Origin of the sequence: Oryzomonas japonica (genome assembly GCF_008802365.1) — a bacterium.
Taxonomy (GTDB): domain Bacteria; phylum Desulfobacterota; class Desulfuromonadia; order Geobacterales; family Pseudopelobacteraceae; genus Oryzomonas; species Oryzomonas japonica.
On sequence record NZ_VZQZ01000004.1, the window covers coordinates 307,170 to 324,278 of the forward strand.

At 59.8% G+C, this 17,109-nt stretch carries 15 protein-coding genes; 10 read left to right on the top strand and 5 right to left on the bottom strand.

The genetic code is table 11. The annotated features are described in order from the left end of the window. Positions 1–2 precede the first annotated feature (2 nt). The 5 genes from F6V25_RS08995 to F6V25_RS09015 form a co-directional block, all read right to left on the bottom strand. Positions 3–1,565 (bottom strand): 4Fe-4S binding protein, encoded by a 1,563-nt coding sequence (locus F6V25_RS08995; protein ID WP_151128261.1) that lies wholly within the window; start codon positions 1,563–1,565, stop codon positions 3–5. Positions 1,566–1,694: 129 nt separating this feature from the next. Then, complete coding sequence (locus tag F6V25_RS09000) at positions 1,695–2,519, bottom strand: nitroreductase family protein (RefSeq protein ID WP_151128262.1); 825 nt, start codon at positions 2,517–2,519, stop codon at positions 1,695–1,697. A gap of 54 nt (positions 2,520–2,573) precedes the next feature. Next, positions 2,574–3,458 (bottom strand): DUF362 domain-containing protein, encoded by an 885-nt coding sequence (locus F6V25_RS09005; RefSeq protein WP_151128263.1) that lies wholly within the window; start codon positions 3,456–3,458, stop codon positions 2,574–2,576. A 103-nt stretch (positions 3,459–3,561) separates the two neighbouring features. Then, positions 3,562–4,554 (bottom strand): ROK family protein, encoded by a 993-nt coding sequence (locus F6V25_RS09010; protein WP_151128264.1) that lies wholly within the window; start codon positions 4,552–4,554, stop codon positions 3,562–3,564. Beyond that, the gene (locus F6V25_RS09015) at positions 4,551–5,048 is read right to left on the bottom strand and encodes an HIT family protein (RefSeq protein WP_151128265.1); all 498 of its coding nucleotides are present in this window, start codon (positions 5,046–5,048) and stop codon (positions 4,551–4,553) included. Before F6V25_RS09015 ends, F6V25_RS09010 begins: the two co-directional genes overlap by 4 nt. A 219-nt stretch (positions 5,049–5,267) precedes the next feature. On the opposite strand from F6V25_RS09015, the gene F6V25_RS09020 reads away from it, so the two are divergent. The 10 genes from F6V25_RS09020 to F6V25_RS09065 all read left to right on the top strand — a co-directional run bounded on the left by F6V25_RS09020 (position 5,268) and on the right by F6V25_RS09065 (position 17,083). After that, positions 5,268–7,526: an NADP-dependent malic enzyme gene (locus tag F6V25_RS09020; RefSeq protein WP_151128266.1), complete on the top strand. Its 2,259-nt coding sequence runs from the start codon at positions 5,268–5,270 to the stop codon at positions 7,524–7,526. Positions 7,527–7,766: 240 nt separating this feature from the next. After that, the gene (locus F6V25_RS09025; RefSeq protein ID WP_151128267.1) at positions 7,767–8,975 is read left to right on the top strand and encodes a type II secretion system F family protein; all 1,209 of its coding nucleotides are present in this window, start codon (positions 7,767–7,769) and stop codon (positions 8,973–8,975) included. 8 nt (positions 8,976–8,983) lie between these two features. After that, positions 8,984–10,702 (top strand): GspE/PulE family protein, encoded by a 1,719-nt coding sequence (locus F6V25_RS09030; protein WP_151128268.1) that lies wholly within the window; start codon positions 8,984–8,986, stop codon positions 10,700–10,702. 19 nt (positions 10,703–10,721) lie between these two features. Continuing rightward, a complete protein-coding gene (pilM, locus tag F6V25_RS09035; RefSeq protein ID WP_151128269.1) occupies positions 10,722–11,648 on the top strand; it encodes a type IV pilus biogenesis protein PilM in 927 nt (308 codons plus the stop codon). Continuing rightward, positions 11,648–12,187: a PilN domain-containing protein gene (locus F6V25_RS09040; RefSeq protein WP_151128270.1), complete on the top strand. Its 540-nt coding sequence runs from the start codon at positions 11,648–11,650 to the stop codon at positions 12,185–12,187. Before pilM ends, F6V25_RS09040 begins: the two co-directional genes overlap by 1 nt. Continuing rightward, positions 12,184–12,732: a type 4a pilus biogenesis protein PilO gene (gene pilO, locus F6V25_RS09045; protein WP_191966141.1), complete on the top strand. Its 549-nt coding sequence runs from the start codon at positions 12,184–12,186 to the stop codon at positions 12,730–12,732. Before F6V25_RS09040 ends, pilO begins: the two co-directional genes overlap by 4 nt. Beyond that, positions 12,729–13,376, top strand: coding sequence for a hypothetical protein (locus F6V25_RS09050; protein ID WP_151128272.1), 648 nt, complete (start codon positions 12,729–12,731; stop codon positions 13,374–13,376). Before pilO ends, F6V25_RS09050 begins: the two co-directional genes overlap by 4 nt. Positions 13,377–13,409: 33 nt before the next feature. Then, positions 13,410–16,097, top strand: a complete 2,688-nt coding sequence (locus tag F6V25_RS09055; RefSeq protein WP_151128273.1) for a secretin N-terminal domain-containing protein — start codon at positions 13,410–13,412, stop codon at positions 16,095–16,097. A 13-nt stretch (positions 16,098–16,110) separates the two neighbouring features. Beyond that, positions 16,111–16,605 (top strand): type II secretion system protein, encoded by a 495-nt coding sequence (locus tag F6V25_RS09060; protein WP_275095497.1) that lies wholly within the window; start codon positions 16,111–16,113, stop codon positions 16,603–16,605. Beyond that, on the top strand, positions 16,580–17,083 hold the full coding sequence (locus tag F6V25_RS09065) for a type IV pilin protein (RefSeq protein WP_151128274.1): 504 nt from the start codon (positions 16,580–16,582) through the stop codon (positions 17,081–17,083). Before F6V25_RS09060 ends, F6V25_RS09065 begins: the two co-directional genes overlap by 26 nt. The last annotated feature ends 26 nt before the right edge of the window (positions 17,084–17,109 follow it).

Below are 17,109 nucleotides of genomic sequence, written 5' to 3' on the forward strand. Positions count from 1 at the left end.
CCTCACTGATATCCCAGCCCCGACCCCGACCCCGTCGTATCTGCTGCGTCCCCGGGGGACTCGGCGATGGGCGTCCGGTTTGTTACCGCGAAGACCTCGATGCCCGCCTTTGTCTCCAAGGGGCAGACGTTCTCGCAGATGCCGCATCCGTTGCAAATCTCCTCCACGACATACGGCTCCTTGACCTTTTTGCGGACGCCGTCCAGCCCCAGAACCTCCACCTCTCGCGTGCGGATGGCCTTGGACGGGATGGGGCAGTGTTCCTCGCAGACCATACAATCGATACGTTTGGCGAACGGCAGGCAGTGGTTCTTGTCGAGCACCGCCTTGCCGATCACCTCACGCTGCTTGATGCTCGCCGGTAGTTTGGGGATGGCCCCGGTGGGGCAGACCTGACCGCACAGGGTGCAGTTGTATTCGCAGTATCCCAGGCGCGGGACGACTACCGGCGTATAGATGCCCTCCATGCCGGCCTGCCAGGCGGCCGGGTAGAGGGCGTTCTTCAGGCAGACCTTCATGCATTCGCCGCACCGGACGCATTTGTTCCGAAACTCGTCCTCGTTGCGCACACCGGGAGGGCGCAACAGGCGCAGGCCCTTTTCGGGCGGGCGGAAGCGCGCCGGGATGGCCAGCAATAAGCCGGTCGCCATGCTCCCCAACAGGACCCGCCGCTCCGGGAGAAGCGGTCCGGCACCCGTGCGCCCGGGGGTGAGGCGGAACGAGATGCGCTGGTGGGGGCAGTGCAGTTGGCACTCCATGCAGAGGATGCACTCCTCCTTGGCCAGCAGGTCCCGGTCAAAGGTGGTCGGGCAGAGTTCGCGGCATTTGCCGCAATCGCTGCACAGGCCGGCGGGGATGCGTTTGAAGAGGGAAAAACGCCCCAGCCACCCCAGCAGGGTGCCCAGGGGACAGAGATTCCGGCACCAGTTGCGCTCCTCAAACTGCTCCAGGGCGATGATCGCCAGGAGAGCCAGGGCCGAAAAGGCGGCCAGGGGATAGAGGGTCTCGCGGAACGGGAGCAGATAGGTGTGCAGCAATTCGTAGGCCGGAGCGACGGCGTCGCGCCGTTCACCCAGCAGGCGGTAGAGTCCGACCCACCCCTCCCGAGCCCCAAGCCCCAGAAGGGGATAGAGAAAGAAGGTCACCCCCCGCAGGAGGATGGCCATGGGGTCCAGCAGACCGGCCAGATTCAGGTTGAACAGGGCGGCGGCCAGGATCGGCAGCAAAAGCCAATATTTCAGGTTTCCCTTGAGGGCGGCGATCGGCCGGCGTGTGCGTTTTTTGGGCGTCACCAGATCGAGGACGGTCCCCAACGGGCAGATCCAGCCGCAGAAAAAACGCCCCAGAAGGAGCGTTGCCACCACCATCAGCAGGGCCGGCAGCAGGAGCCAAGTCCAGGTTTTGGCGGCCAAAAGGTAGCTGAAAAGCACCAAGGGGTCGGCCCGGAAAAAGGCGTTCACCGCGGCGTTGATCTCGTCGTGGCCGCGGTACTCGGTCTGGACGAACAAAATAAGGAACAGGGCCAGGAAGGCTAACTGGCTGATACGGGCGGAGGTCGGTTTCATGTCGTCACCTTGTCGGGGATGAAAAATCAGTGCGGGGAACCGTCTGCGACGTTGCAGGGGGACACGCATCGTGTTCGATACATTTCTGCCGGGTGCCCGGTCGTTCCCCGGGCGCTTTTCAGAGCCCGGTCATGACCGCCACGTGATGGTAAGCGGATTACGTTTCGGCGGGCGCTGGTAGCGCAGCAGCGGATAGCCGAGCATCATGGCATAGACCGGCAGATGGTCCGCCGGCAGGTCCAGCGCCCGCTGCAGCGGTTCCCACCGGGCTGCCGCCATTTGGAAAAAACCGGCCCAGCAGGTGCCGAGGCCGAAGGAAGGGGCGGCGATCTCAAGGTGGGCAAGGGCGATGATGGCGTCGGTCCCGGCCACGAGGGACTCCCGGTGGCCGTATGCCACGACGAGATGGGGTGCCTTGCGGCAGATCGGGTCGTTCCCCTTGTCCCACGAGCGGATGATCCCCTCGAAGTTGAAATAGGCGTTGATCGGCGCGTCGGAAACCATGACGGTCCGCATCCAGTCAACCGCCAGGCCGGTCAAGCGCCGCACCTCGCCGGTGTTGTGAATGACCAGCCAGCGTATGGACTGGCTGTTGCCGCTGGTGGGGGCGTAACGCACAGTATCCAGGAGCCGTTCTATGGTGTCGCGATCCACCGGGGTGTCCAGGTAATTACGCACTGATCTTCTCATGCGCAGATAGGCCGCCAAGCGTTCCGGAGCAATCTCGGCCTCGCCGGTTTCGTACACGGCCGGATCGAGGCGCGCATCCTCGATCTCCACCGCGGCGCTCGGGCAGACCGCCACGCAGTGGCCGCAGATGATGCAGCGGGTCGCCCCGTCCGCCACGTAACGCGGCTGTTCCCCTTCGGGAAGCCTGATGATGCCCAGAGGGCAGGCGGTGGCGCACAGGCCGCAGCGGGTGCATCTCTGGCTGTTGATGGCGAGTTTTGACATGCGTTGTTCCCTCTGTGGTTTCCCGGAAAGGGTGACGGCTCGATTCGTCGGGCGTCAGGCCCGCACGACCTTGATCCGCCCCAGGTCCATCTCGCCCAGGCCCCTCTTGTGGGCGGTGGCAATAACCGGGATGTCGGCCGGTTTGAGGCCGAACAGGGTGGTGGCGAAGGCGTCTGCGGCCACGATGTCGGTGGATGCGATCACCTTGTTGAGTACCTTGACGTCGGCCAGGCTCCCCCCTTGCGGCCCATGGGCGGTCAGGATGCGGGTGGCGTCGATGACCGTCAGGTGGCTTCTTACGCGGGCGTTGACATCCGCCAGCGCCACGTCGAGGTTGCGATGGATGTAACCCCGGTTGCCTCCCATGATGCCCATGATGTTCTTGAGGCCCATGGTAACTTTGGAAAGGCCGTGGTGCTTGGCGATCGGCACGTTGATGAAGACATTGGCCGAAAGCACTTCGTCGTACAGTTCCCATTCCTTGAGAAACCGGCCGTTCAGGGTCACCTTTTTGAAACGTTCCTGCTCGATCTGCTTGCACTCCACGTTCCGCATCCCCTTGAGCGCTCCTTCTATACCACTGTTGACGTAGCAGCGCCGCGAATCGTTACAGGTATAATCGAATACCTTGACCTTTTTTGCTCCGGCGGCCAGACACTCCTCGACCAGCGCCCGCACCACCTGGGGATGGGTGTTGGCGGCAAACTCGGTCGAGCGGTCCCACCCCATGTTGGGTTTGACCACTACCACGTCGCCGGCCTTGACGAAGCGCCGCATGCCGCCGATGGCGTTGACCGCCTTGCGGGTGATGGCCCTGTAATCCTTGCCTTCGGCCACCGCGACCACCGACTGCTCCTTTGCCGCCAGGGCTTCCTTGACCAAGCTGGGGGTAAAGAGGGAAGCTGCGGCGGCTGTCTTGAGAAACGCGCGTCTATCCATGGGGAGACTCCTGTTGAATGTATGGTTGATGGTGCGTGGAGAAACATTGTACGCCAGCATGCACAATTTTCAAGTATGCAAAAGTGGCGATGGTGGGAAAACGCTATGGGGCCTGGAGTGACGCACCATCAGCCGCGGTGTGGGGAGGGGGCGGGACATGGAGGCGCTCTTCCGCCAGGGCTGCTCCACCCAAGAGGCCGGCGTCGTCCCCCAACTCGGTCTTGAGGATGGCAAGCCCATCGTAAATGTGGGGGAAGCAGCGCTGGGACAGCTCCGCCCGGAGGCCCGGCAGCAACAGATCAAAGCTGGCGGCCACGCCGCCACCCACGATGACCGCCTGCAGGTTCAGGGTGTTGGAGAGGCTTCCCAGGGCGATACCGAGCCATCTTCCCAGCCGTTCGAAGACGGTCCGGGCTCCAGCCACCCCCTGGCGCGCCAGGGCTGCCACGGCCTCCGCGCTCGGCTCCGGGGGTGCAGGGGCGAGCAGGCCCGCCGGGATCAACTCGAGGGCTGCACGTACCACGGCGCCTGCCGAGCAGTACTGCTCCAGGCATCCCCTGTTGCCGCAGGGGCAGGGGAGGCCCTGCGGGTCCACGGTGACATGACCGAACTCGGCAGCAAAACCGTTTGCGCCGGTCCAGAGCCTGTTGTCCAGGATCAGCCCGCTCCCCAGGCCGGTCCCGATGGTGACCACCAGGAACGACGACAGCCCCTTGCCGGCGCCAAAACGCTGTTCGCCCAGGGCGATGATGTTGGCGTCATTGCCGCAGGCGGCCGGAAGGCCGGTGTGCTCTTCCAGAAAGGAGCCCAGATTCAAGCCCTCCAGGGGGCGCATGTTGACCGACGAATGGATCAGGCCATCCCGCCCGATCAGCCCGGGCACCCCGGCACCGATGGCGTGCACCCGTATGCCGCGCCGGGCCGCCTCTTCACGCAACTCGTCGATACAAGCCAGGAGGCGGGAGCAGAAACGGTCCCGCCCTGTTTCGATCCCGCTGGTGCTGCGCCGCTGTTCAACGATTGCGCCCGATGCCGTGACCAGGGCGCTACGCAGGTTGGTTCCACCGATATCGATGCCGATGACGGCCGTTTTCATCCCTTCGCTACTCCAGCCCTGATGGCTTCCGCCAGGTGATCATAGGTTTCCAGGAGCCCTTCGGGGATGACGCGCACATCCCCCACGACCGACATGAAGTTGGTGTCGCCATTCCAGCGCGGCACGATATGGACGTGCATATGGTCCGCGATGCCTGCCCCGCCCGCCTTACCCAGGTTGATGCCCATATTGAAGCCCTGGGGATTGGCAACGGCCTTCAACAGGTTGTGGGCCCGGCGTACGCACTGCATGAGGTCCAACATCTCCGCATCGGAGAGGTCGCTCATGTCGGACACGTGCCGGGCGGGGGCTGCCATCAGGTGGCCACCGGAATAGGGGTAGCGATTCATCATGATCAGGGAATGTTCGCTTCGGGCCAGCACCAGCCGTTCCCGATCGGCGTTTTCCTCCCAGGCCTTGCAGAAGATACATCCTTCCTGGGGGACGGCGTTATTGATATACGTCATCCTCCAGGGAGCCCAGATCCGTTCCATGACGGTTCCTCCTTTGTGCGCAGTTTCCGGATTGTAGCAGCACAAACGCGCGAGGCAAATCATTAGTTATAAATATAATATTTTTTTATCCGCGTATATTAACTTCTTGACAAATACGGTGTTTTAGGGATATGGTTTTTTTAATTTAAGTAAAAGATATTGCTAATATAGGTGGTATTAAACCCCTGTTTTTTATTGTAACTAAATTCGGAGGGCGGAATGGCCAAAATTACCGGTGCACTGGAATATCATTCGAGCGGCAGAAAAGGCAAGATTGAGGTCATATCTTCGAAACCATGTTTGACGTCGCGGGACCTGTCGTTGGCATACTCGCCCGGTGTTGCCGAGCCCTGCCTGGAGATCGAAAAAAATCCCGAAGATGCTTACCAGTACACGGCCAAGGGTAACCTGGTGGCCGTTGTCTCCAACGGCACGGCGGTGTTGGGGTTGGGCAATATCGGCGCCCTGGCGGGCAAGCCGGTCATGGAGGGGAAAGGGGTTCTCTTTAAGCGTTTTGCCGATATCGACGTGTTCGACATCGAATTGAACAGCGAAAATCCGGACGAGATCATCCGCGCCTGCCAACTCCTGGAGCCGACCTTCGGCGGCATCAACCTGGAGGATATCAAGGCCCCCGAGTGTTTCTACATTGAGGAAGAACTGAAGAAGACCATGAACATCCCGGTCTTCCACGACGACCAGCACGGCACCGCCATCATCTCCTCCGCGGCCCTGATCAACGCCCTGGAATTGATCGGCAAGAAGATCGAAGAGATCAGGATTGTGGTAAACGGCGCTGGGGCATCGGCCATTGCCTGCGCCAATCTGGCCATCTCCCTGGGGGTGAAGCGGGAAAAACTGATCATGTGCGACACCAAGGGGGTGATCTACCGGGGGCGCGTCGAAGGGATGAACAAGTACAAAGAGCGCTTTGCCGCCGATACGCCGCTGCGTACCCTGGAAGAGGCGGCAAGCGGAGCCGATGTGCTCTTCGGCCTTTCCTCCAAGGGGGCGTTTACCCAGGAGATGGTGCGCAAGATGGCCGCCAATCCGATCATCTTCGCCCTGGCCAATCCGGACCCCGAGATCACCCCGGAAGATGCCCGGGCGGTGCGGGGCGATGTCCTGATCGCCACCGGGCGTTCCGACTACCCCAATCAGGTCAATAACGTGCTCGGTTTCCCCTTTATCTTCCGCGGCGCCCTGGATGTGCGCGCCACGACCATCAACGAGGAGATGAAAAAGGCCGCTGTCTTCGCCCTGGCGGGATTGGCCCGGGAGGAATGCCCCGATTCGGTCTGCCGGGCTTACGGCAACGTCAAGTTCTCCTTCGGCCGCGACTACATCATTCCCAAGCCGTTCGATCCCCGTGCCCTGCTGCGGGTGGCGCCGGCAATCGCCAAGGCCGCCATGGATTCGGGCGTTGCCCGGCAGCCGATTGCGGACATGGACAAGTATGTGGAACAGTTGGAGTCGCTGCAGGGCAAGGCCAAGGAGACCATGCGCCTGATCATCAACAAGGCCAAGAGCGACCCCAAGCGGATCGTCTTCCCGGAGGGGGATAACGAGAAGATCCTCCGCGCCGTCCAGATCCTGATCGAGGAGGGGATCGCGAAGCCGATCCTCATCGGCAACCGGGACAAGATCAACGCCAAGATGGAGGAGCTGGGCCTGGATTTGAACGGCAGCGTGCAGATCATCGATCCTGCCAACTGCGATCAGGCGGATGACTACGCCCAGGAACTGTTCAGGCTGCGGCAGCGGAAGGGGTTGACCCTTACCGAGGCCCGGCGGATCCTGACCCGTAAATCGCGTACCCATTTCGGCTGCATGATGGTGCGCCAGGGGGATGCGGATACGCTGCTCTCGGGCATCGATACCCATTATCCCGAAACCATCCGGCCGGCCCTGGAGGTGATCGGCAAGCAGCCCGGCCTTTCCAGTGTGCACGGCCTCTATATGATGGTGTTCAAGAAGCGGATCTTCCTCTTGGCCGATACCACGGTCTGCATCGAGCCGACCGCCGAGGAACTGGCCGAAACCGCCATCCTTGCCGCGGAAAAGGCCCAGATGCTCGATATCGATCCGACGATCGCCATGCTCTCCTTCTCCAACTTCGGGTCGGTCCAGCATCCCCAGGCTCTCAAGGTGAAAAAGGCGACGGAGATCGTCAAGGAAAAGGCACCGGGGCTTGTCATCGATGGCGAGATGCAGTCGGACACCGCCGTGGTCACGGAGATCCTGCAAAAAAGCTTCCCCTTCGCCAGCCTGAAGGAGGCGGCCAATATCCTTATTTTCCCGGACCTGAACTCGGGGAATATCTGCTACAAGCTTCTGCATCACCTGGGGGAAGCCGAGGCCATCGGGCCGATTCTCATGGGCATGAAGAAACCGGTTCATGTCCTGCAACGGGGCGATGACGTGGACGATATTGTGAACATGGCGGCCATTGCCGTGGTGGACGCCCAGATATCCTGAGGCAATTGCGGAATTACACGCGCATGGCGGGGTGTCAAAGAGCTGCGGGACGTCTTTGCGGCGGCGCACGGTCGGGGTAGCTGGGGCATAACTGCATGGTATGCTTTGACTACCCTGTTCATCCTTTCCCTCGTGACGTTACCCAAGGCCCCGACAGGGCTTGGACACAAAAACCACCGGCCATCAGCCGGTGGTTTTTGTGTTTGAATTTAAGGTGCGATGTGATATTTTAACGCAGTTATGGCGATTTATACCTGTAAACTCGGTACATCCGACGGCAATGTAGTGTTTCGCGATATCGAAGCGGACGAACCGTCTGCATTGCGTAATAGCTTGGAAGATCAGGGTTTTTTTGTTTTTGAGGTCAAGAAAAAGCCGTTACAGTTTCTCTTTGAAAAGGGACTGAAGCGCCGTCGCATCGATAATCGTTCCCTTCTGACCCTGAACCAGGAGATGCTTGTCCTGATCAAGGCCGGAATGCCGATCATGCAGGTGCTTGATGCAATTCTGGAACGGCATGAGGCGGGCAAGCTCAACGAGATCCTGCTCCAGGTGCGTGAAGACGTAAAGGGGGGGGCAGCGCTTTCGGCCGCCCTGGACAAACACGGCCAGGCCTTCCCGCAACTGTACATTGCCTCCATCCGCGCCGGAGAGAGGACCGGAGACCTGCTCCGCACGATTCGGCGGTATATCCAATACCTCAAGCGGGTTGACGATATTCGCAAGAAGGTCATCGCGGCGCTGTTTTACCCATCCATACTCATTGTTTTCGCATTCATAGCCATCACTCTGCTCCTGCTGTACGTGGTGCCCACCTTCAGCCAGGTTTACGCCGACGCCGGTTCCCAGTTGCCGGCGCCAACCCGGATGCTGATCGGCTTTACCGCGTTTCTCCGGCATTTCGCCCCGGTGGGGGTGTTGTTGGTGATCGGTTCGGTTTACGCGTACCGCACCTGGGTCGGCACCGAGTCCGGGCGCTACACGGTCGATCGCTTCAAGCTGACGATCCCGGTGGCGGGCGACGTGTTCACCAAGTATTCGGTGGCCGGTTTCACCCGCACCCTGGCGACGGTGCTCGGCAGCGGCATACCGATCATCGAGTCGCTCCGCATGTGCATCGGGACCCTTAATAATCGTTACATGGAAAAGCGTCTCTTCGAAACGGTCAGGTTCATCGAGGAGGGGGGGCGACTTTCCACCGCTTTGGAGCGGATCAATATCATGCCTCCCCTGGCACTGCGCATGCTGGGGGTGGGAGAGGCGACCGGTGCCTTGGAGGATATGCTGGTTGACATTTCCGACTATCTGGAGGAAGAGTTGGAGGAACGCATGCGCGTCCTCACAACCGCCATTGAACCCGCCATCATGCTTGTTGTCGGCGTGGTGATCGGCATCATCATCGTTGCCATGTACCTGCCGATATTCAAGATCGCAGGCACGGTAGGCTAGGAGCGGCAATGCAGTCGTACCGGCGGAAAAAAATCGGCACGATCCTTATCGAACGCGGTGCGCTCGATAAGGATCAATTGCCGGTCGTGCTCGATAAATTGACTACCAGCAAGCTGCGTTTCGGGGAAATCTGCATCCAGGAGGGGCTGATCAGCGACGACGACCTGGCCCATGCCCTGGCCGAGCAGTTCAATCTGGACTACGTCGATCTGGCCAGCTTCAAGCCGGATGAGGATCTGCTCAATTCGCTGCCGCCCGATGCCCTCTACCGTTTCCGCTTTGTACCGCTGGAAATGACCGAGGACTTCATGGTGGTGGCCGTTGCCGACCCCACGGACGTGGTGAAGCTGGATGAGCTTGAACTCCTGTTCGACCGCCCCCTGCAGCTCCGCATTGCCGCTGAGTCTGCCGTCGCAATCCTTGCCAAGGCGGGGGAGGGCACGCGCCGGGTGCTTCGCGAGGTCTCGGAAGACTTCATGCTGCAACTGGTCAAGGAGACCGACCGGGGCGAAGAGGTCCTGTCGGTGGAGAGCATCTCCGAAGACACGAGCCCGATCATCAAACTGGTCAACAGCACCATTCTTGACGCTCTTAACCGCCGGGCCAGCGATATTCACATCGAAACCGGCCACGACGGCGTCGAGATAAAGTACCGCATCGACGGCGTCCTCTACCGGGCCAACGACCCCATCGACCTGCATTTCCAGGGACCGATCATTTCGCGTCTCAAGGTCATGAGCGAACTGGATATCTCCGAGCGGCGCATCCCGCAGGATGGACGCTTCAAGATCCGTTTCAGCGAAAAGTCCATCGACTTCCGCGTTTCCATCATGCCGAGCGCCCTGGGGGAGGATGCGGTTATCCGTATCCTGGACAAGGAGAGCATCGCCAGCGACATGAAAGGACTGTCCCTGGAAAATCTCGGGGTATGCGAGCGGGAGATCAAGCGGCTGCGCAGAAAAATTCGCGAACCGTACGGCATGGTACTGGTGACCGGTCCTACCGGTTCGGGCAAGACCACCACCCTGTATGCGGCCCTGACCGAGATTCATACGGGCGAGGACAAGATCATCACCATCGAGGACCCCGTGGAGTACATGCTGCGCGGCGTGCTCCAGATTCCGGTCAACGAGAAGAAGGGGCTCACCTTCGCCAAGGGGCTGCGCTCCATCCTGCGTCACGACCCGGACAAGATCATGGTCGGCGAGATCCGGGATTCGGAAACCGCCCAGATCGCCGTGCAATCCGCGTTGACCGGCCACCTGGTTTTCACCACGGTGCACGCCAACAACGCCTTTGACGTAATCGGGCGTTTCATCCACATGGGGATAGATCCCTACAACTTTGTCTCCTGTCTCAACTGTGTCATGGCGCAGCGCTTGGTGCGGCGGGTCTGCATGAAATGCCGCCGACCGGTTCGGTACACCGACGACGAGTTGCGGGAGGCAAGGGTCGACCCGGAGTGCACGCGTGATGCCGTCCTGTACGAGGCGGTGGGGTGCGAGGAGTGCAACGGGACCGGGTACCGGGGACGCACTGCCATTGTGGAGCTTCTTGAATTCAATGATGAGATCAGGGACCTGATCATCGCCCGGGTACCGGCAACCCAACTCAAGCAGGCCGCCCACGCAGCAGGGGTGGTTTTTCTGCGGGAGGCCGCCGTTGAAAAGCTTCTTGCCGGAGAAACGACGCTCAAGGAAGTCAACCGCGTTACTTTCGTGGAATGATGGGGACGAACTGACCACTATGCTGTTTACCAAGACCTCACTCGGAGCCGAAATAAGCCCAACCGGCGTGGCCTTTGCCCTTTTGGGGGGCACCGCCTCTGCACCGCGCCTGGAAAGGGCCGCCTATGTGCCTTTGGCGGCAGGCACCGTGCGCAGTTCGTTGCGTGAAGCGAATATTCTCGACCCGCAGGCTCTTGTCGATCGTTTCCAAAGCGCCCACAACCTGCTGCTGCATCGTTCCAAACGCCTTTCCCTTACCTTGCCGGACTCGGTCGGCCGTATCATGCTGGTGGATATGGAGGGGCGTTTCAAAAACCGGGCCGAAGGCCTGGATATGATCCGCTGGAAGCTGAAGAAAAACCTCCCGTTCGACGCCGCCGATGCTCACCTGGATTACCAGGTGCTGAAGATCCGCGAGAACGGCGACATGGCCCTGCTGGTGGCCCTGGTTTCCCGTACGGTCATCGGGCAATACGAGGACGTGCTGGCAACGGCGGGGTTCACGCCGGCCCGGATCGATTTCAACAGCTTCAACCTCTACCGGGCCTTTGATCGACGTCTGGGCCTGTTGGACGACTGTATCCTGATCTTTTTCTACAACCACACCCTCGGCATCATGGCCTATCACAACGACATACCCGAGTTCATCCGGGTCAAAGAGCTTGCCGGCACACCGGCCGTGGATAACCGCGTGTTCATGGAGATCAATAACTCGCTTTTGGTCTATCGCGAGCGTTTTCCCGAACTGAATACGGCCAATGTGTTCTGTTGCGCCCCTCCCGATGCGGCCCACGCCTTCTGCGAGATGGTTGCCGAAGCAACGGGGGCGGAAGCGACGCTGCTGGAGACCAAAACCGCCGTAGCGCCCGGCGATGGTGCGCCGGGGGACCAGGAATCGCTCTTTCTCTTTTCAGCCGCCATCGGCGCCGCCCTGAGGAGTCTGTGATGCGCTTTACCATCAACCTGGCCACCAGAACCTATGTGGATCAGCGGCTGATAAGCCAGGTCTGTTACGTCGCCCTGGCCCTGCTTGCCATCGTGCTGGCGTGGAATGTGGTGGTTGCGTTCAGCAATTATGGGGAGTTGCAACGCCTGAAAGCGGACATTGCCACCTACGAGGGGCGCCTGAACAGCCGGCCCAAGGACATCCCGGAACGGGACTATACCCGTCTGCTGGCGGATATCACCTTTTTCAACGGCGTGTTGGAGCGCAAAGCCTTTAACTGGGTGGGGCTCCTGGGGCAGGTGGAGGATGCCACGCCCGAAGGCGTCGCCTTGACGTCCCTGGCCCTTGACACGAAAACCGGCGAAATGAAGATCGAAGCCCTGGCGCACTCTTTCGCCAACGTTCGTGCCTCCATGGAAAAATTCGAAGGATCGGGGGCCTTTACCAAAACGCTGCTTTTGACCCATCACGATGTCTCAATGGGCGAAAAGACCCGCGGCGTGCAATTTTCCCTTTCATGCAGGATGGCGCCGAAATGAACCAGATGATCCTGGAAATAGTTGGCCAGAGGCGGCGTATTCTTGTGGCGCTCCTGGTGCTTTTGTTGCTCAACATCGCCGTGCTTGCGGTTTTGAAAGGGTATCTGGCTTCCGGCATCAGCGATGCCCAAACCACGTGGGACGACCTGCGGCGTCGCGTGGCGGTTGCCGGGCAGAACGACGCTTCGGTGATTTACCGGCGGGGCAAGGCCGACCTTGCGCAGTTGCAGACCCGCATTCCCCGCAAAAACGAGTTTCCCCGGTTATTGGGAGGAATCTTCGACACAGCGGCTTCCGACAGTGTGAAGGTCGTGGCGGTCACCTACAAAGCCGCGCTGGTAAAGGAGAATACGGCGCTCCTGGCCTATGACATCTCCCTGTCCGTTGGCGGCAGTTACGCCGCGGTTAAGAATTTTCTGGCTGACATGCAGAAGCAGAGCGAATTGGTCGTCATCAACAACATGGCCATGGCAAGCAGTGACCCGTATGAGGAAAACGTCATAATGAGCCTTCATCTGACGGTGTATCTCCGGGAGGCCCCATGAACCGACAGCGGTTGATTCTGTCCATCCTGCTGGTTGCGCTGGTTGCGGCCGTGATATGGAGTTTCTGGGCCACACCCCGCCCCAAAGTGGCGCCTCCCGCGAAAAACGCTCCCGGCCAGCGCGGCGCCCCCGCCAGGGATGCATCGGGACGTACCGCGCCGGCACCGGCTCTGCCGAGCGACAGCCGCATCGTGAGGCTGGATCTGCTTGGCCGCGGGCAGGAGGTATTCAAGGGGTATCGCCGCGATATCTTCAGACCGATATTTGTCGATGAGCTCAAGATCATGCAAAACAAGGCTGCGGCGCTTAAAGTGGTCAAACCGCCCCCATTGCCGCCGCTGCCGCCTCCTCCCCCGCCGTCAAGGATCGTTCCGACACTGACACCCGCGGAGGAGCGGGCGCAACAAAACCGGCGCGAATTGGCACGATTCATTTTCAAGGGGTTTCTCAGCAAGGACCAGCAAAAAACCATTTTTTTGTCCAAGGACGGCGCCATATTGCTGGTAAAAAAGGGCGATATCTTCGAAAGACGATACCGGGCCGCCTCGATTTCCGACCAGGCTTTGACTATTCAGGTTACGGACACCGGTGAAGAGATCGTCATACCGCTCATGGAAAATCTCTCACTCAAAGCAGTGCCTTGACGTTTGAACACAGTTCCAGAGGAGACGCTACGGATGCGCTATCTGATTCATCTGAACATACTCTGCCTGCTTGGTGCGGTTGTCTCGCTGTCCGGTTGTACGGGGGGGCGCCAGGCTTTCAGTACGGGCGAAAGATTCGAGACCGAAGGCAGATACGAAGAGGCCATGTACAGCTATGCCGAGGCCTTTCGCAAAGAACCCGAGGTTGGCGAATACCGGGTGCGTTTTCTCAATGCTCGTCAAAAGGCAGCCGAAAAGCATTACAAAAATGGCCTTGAGCAAAGCGCCAGGGGGGACTATGCCGCTGCACTGGAAGCGTTCCAGAGCGCCTACGGACTTGACCCCGGCCAGGCTGTGTACAAACAGCAGGCCGAAACGACCGGCCGCCTGAAGGATGCCCAGACTGCCTTCCAGGAAGGGGTGGACTTCGAAAAGTCCAACAAGTTCAAGGATGCCAGCCGCGCCTTTATCCAAGCTGTGTCGTTGCGCCCCGACAGCAAGGAGTATCAGGCCGCTCTGCGGCGTGTTGCCGGTATGCGCAAGAGCAAGCTGGAGGGCTTTGAACTGAGCCTCAAATCAAGCAAACCAATTACGCTCAAGTTCAAGGATGCCAAGATCAAGGATGTCTTCAGCATCCTCACCCGACTTTCCGGCATCAATTTTGTGTTTGACGATGGGGTGAAGGACCAGAATATCAGCATCTACATGGAAAACGGGACCTTTCAGCAGGCCCTGGAGCTTCTGACCAACATGTTCAAGCTGGGACGCAAGGTGCTGAACGAAAGTACGGTGATCATCTACCCCAAGCTGCCCGACAAGATCAAACAGTACGAAGAGATGGAGGTGCGCACCTTCCACCTCAACTATCTGGATGCCAAGAAGGCGATCAACCTGATCCGGGGCATGATGCAGGTGCGTAAGATCCAGGTCAATGAAGACGCCAACTCAATCATTGTCCGCGACACCAAGGACGTGGTGGACGTGGTGGACAAGATTCTGGACGCCCATGATGTCCCCGAGCCTGAAGTCGTGCTTGATGTGGAGGTGGTGGAGCTCAATGATACGAACACGGAAAACGTGGGACTGCTGCTGAATTCCTACAACGTACAGCTGGGGGGCTTTGCGCCGGACGGCACGGCGCTCTCTTCGAGCCTTGCAACGACAGCATCGGCATCGACAACCTCGTCGACCTCTTCTTCGTCAACCATCAGCAGCCTGATCCGCGCCTTTTCGATCAAGGGGTATGGCGGCTACGTGACCGTGCCCAACGCTACCTACAATTTCGGCAAGACACTGGCCAAGGGCGAGGTGCTGTCCAACCCCAAGGTCAGGGTCAAAAACAAGGAGAAGTCCAAGTTCACGGTCGGCACAAGGGTGCCGATCACCACTACGACCACCACCAACTCCACGACCAGCGTCAACGTCCAGTACGTGGATGTGGGGGTCAAGGTCAATGCCGAGCCGACCATCCAGCTTAATAATGAAGTTACCATAAAGCTGTCCCTCGAAGTAAGTTCGATCCTTTCCACCGAAACCGTGGGCAGTACGGACAGCGCCACAAAGGTCGTCACCATCGGCACCCGCAACCTTGAAACCGTGCTCAGCCTGAAAGACGGCGAAACCAGTGTCATCGGCGGCTTGATATCGCGCACGAACAGCGACAGCAAGAGCAAGGTGTTCCTGCTGGGGGACCTGCCGCTCATCGGGCCGCTCCTCTCCAATTCCAACGGCAGCAAAGCCAAGACGGAGCTGGTGCTGGCGATCACCCCCCGGTTGGTACGAGGCGTGACCGTGCCCCAGATCGACCTATCCGCATTCATGTCCGGCAAGGAGGACGATCCTTCCCTGTCCCGGCCGCTGGCAGCTTTCGAAGAGGAACCGGTCTTTGCGACGGATGGCACTGCGCCCGCTTCCCAGGCCGAGGTGGTTACGGATAAAACGCTGCGTGAACTTGCCGACAAAAATGCAGTGCGGCGGCCAAGCGGACGGGTCAATACGCCACGTCGTTCCCCAGCTCCCGCACCCGTGCCCCAGGAATCGGTGACGTCTGTCCCCCCTGCCCAGCAGATTGCCGGCCAGGAAAAACCGTCTCCGGAGGCGTCTGCCGCGAATGGGCAGGTTCCCCTGCAACAGGCCGAAAAGGAGCGTCTGGCAAAGGCTGCGGCCGATCAGGAGCGGATCGCGGCCGAGAAGGCCGAACAAGCTGTGCCCGCAACGGTACCCGCGAAAGGGGGAGCAGCTCCTCCGTCGGTGGTTCTTGCCCCTGAACAGGCCCCGCCTGCCCAGCCGGGCCAAGGTGCGGCATCCACCCGTGGGCTGCTCCAGATTGCGGCGCCAAGCGGCATAGTCGTCGGTCAACAGTTCAGTATCGATGCCAGGGTCAGTTTTGCGCAGAATCTAGCCCACACACCTTTTACCCTCACCTACGACCCGAGCAGCGTCGAGTTCGTTTCGGCTACGGAAGGGGCGTTTCTGAAACAGGATGGAAAGCCGATAACCTTCGGCTTGGCTGTGGACCCGGCGGGAGGAGCGGTCACGGTCTCCCTGGCCCGGGTAGCCGGGAGCGGTGGGGTCTCCGGCGGCGGAACGCTTGCAAGTTTTGTTTTCAAGGCGAAAAAACAGGGGCAAACAAATTTCGGATTCGGCACGGTGAACTTCACCTCTGCCGATGGCGTGCCGTTCGAGATGGTGCCGTTCGTAAAACCTGTCGACGTACTGTAGCGTTGCGGCCGTGATCTCGAACCGATTCATATCATGCCGCGGGGTCAGCCTGGTTGAGCTGATCGTGACGATGACCATTCTGGCGATACTGGCGTCGGTCATCATGCCGATGATGCAGATGACCGCTGTCAGAACCCGCGAGATTGAATTGCACCGCAATTTGCGCATCATCCGCACCGCCATAGACGAGTTCCAGAGGAGTTACAAAAAGGCCGAACTGGAAGGGAAAATTCCCAAATCCCTGGATAAGTCGGGGTGTCCGGAAACGTTGCAGCAATTGGTGGATGGGTACGATTTCGGCGGCCTGTACTCGACCAAAAAGAAGTTTCTGCGCAGGATACCGCCCGATCCGATGAATCCACCCCAGCCGGGGAAAGAGCCTGAGTGGGGCATGCGATCCTATGCCGACAAGTCGGATTCCACCACGTGGGGCGGCGAAGATGTCTACGATGTGTACTCAAAGAGTGAGGGAACGGCCATTGATGGGACGAAATACAACGAGTGGTGAGTGCTGCACACTGTGGTTTCGTACCCGGCCGGCTCCAGGCGGCCTTCCGGGCGACAGCCGCGGCTTTACCCTGATCGAGTTGATGATCGTGGTCTCGATCATCGGCATCCTGGCGGCCATTGCCGTGCCCAACTACCAGTGGGGCATCATCAAGACCAAGGAAGCGGTGCTGCGCGAGGATCTGCACAATTTGCGCAGCGTCATCGATCAGTATTATGCCGATCAGGGGAAGTATCCCGACTCGCTCAGCGACCTGACGGATAAGAAACATCAATATCTGCGCGACATCCCCAAGGACCCCTTTACCAAAAAGGATGACTGGCAACCCGAGGCCCCCCCTACCGATACGCAGTCGGTCCCTGGAGGTGCCACGCCTGTGTCGGGAGGCGGCTCCGGAGCCGGCCTGGGCAATGTGTGGGATGTCCACAGTAACTCGGATCTGGTGGGGACCAATGGTATTCCTTATAGGGAGTATTGATGGCTCCGGTATACTCTCCGCGATCC

Bases quoted from the DNA above. Each gene is read 5' to 3' on its own strand.
- F6V25_RS08995 (WP_151128261.1), bottom strand. From the start codon at position 1,565: ATGAAACCGACCTCCGCCCGTATCAGCCAGTTAGCCTTCCTGGCCCTG.
- F6V25_RS09000 (WP_151128262.1), bottom strand. From the start codon at position 2,519: ATGTCAAAACTCGCCATCAACAGCCAGAGATGCACCCGCTGCGGCCTG.
- F6V25_RS09005 (WP_151128263.1), bottom strand. From the start codon at position 3,458: ATGGATAGACGCGCGTTTCTCAAGACAGCCGCCGCAGCTTCCCTCTTT.
- F6V25_RS09010 (WP_151128264.1), bottom strand. From the start codon at position 4,554: ATGAAAACGGCCGTCATCGGCATCGATATCGGTGGAACCAACCTGCGT.
- F6V25_RS09015 (WP_151128265.1), bottom strand. From the start codon at position 5,048: ATGGAACGGATCTGGGCTCCCTGGAGGATGACGTATATCAATAACGCC.
- F6V25_RS09020 (WP_151128266.1), top strand. From the start codon at position 5,268: ATGGCCAAAATTACCGGTGCACTGGAATATCATTCGAGCGGCAGAAAA.
- F6V25_RS09025 (WP_151128267.1), top strand. From the start codon at position 7,767: ATGGCGATTTATACCTGTAAACTCGGTACATCCGACGGCAATGTAGTG.
- F6V25_RS09030 (WP_151128268.1), top strand. From the start codon at position 8,984: ATGCAGTCGTACCGGCGGAAAAAAATCGGCACGATCCTTATCGAACGC.
- pilM (WP_151128269.1), top strand. From the start codon at position 10,722: ATGCTGTTTACCAAGACCTCACTCGGAGCCGAAATAAGCCCAACCGGC.
- F6V25_RS09040 (WP_151128270.1), top strand. From the start codon at position 11,648: ATGCGCTTTACCATCAACCTGGCCACCAGAACCTATGTGGATCAGCGG.
- pilO (WP_191966141.1), top strand. From the start codon at position 12,184: ATGAACCAGATGATCCTGGAAATAGTTGGCCAGAGGCGGCGTATTCTT.
- F6V25_RS09050 (WP_151128272.1), top strand. From the start codon at position 12,729: ATGAACCGACAGCGGTTGATTCTGTCCATCCTGCTGGTTGCGCTGGTT.
- F6V25_RS09055 (WP_151128273.1), top strand. From the start codon at position 13,410: ATGCGCTATCTGATTCATCTGAACATACTCTGCCTGCTTGGTGCGGTT.
- F6V25_RS09065 (WP_151128274.1), top strand. From the start codon at position 16,580: ATGGGACGAAATACAACGAGTGGTGAGTGCTGCACACTGTGGTTTCGT.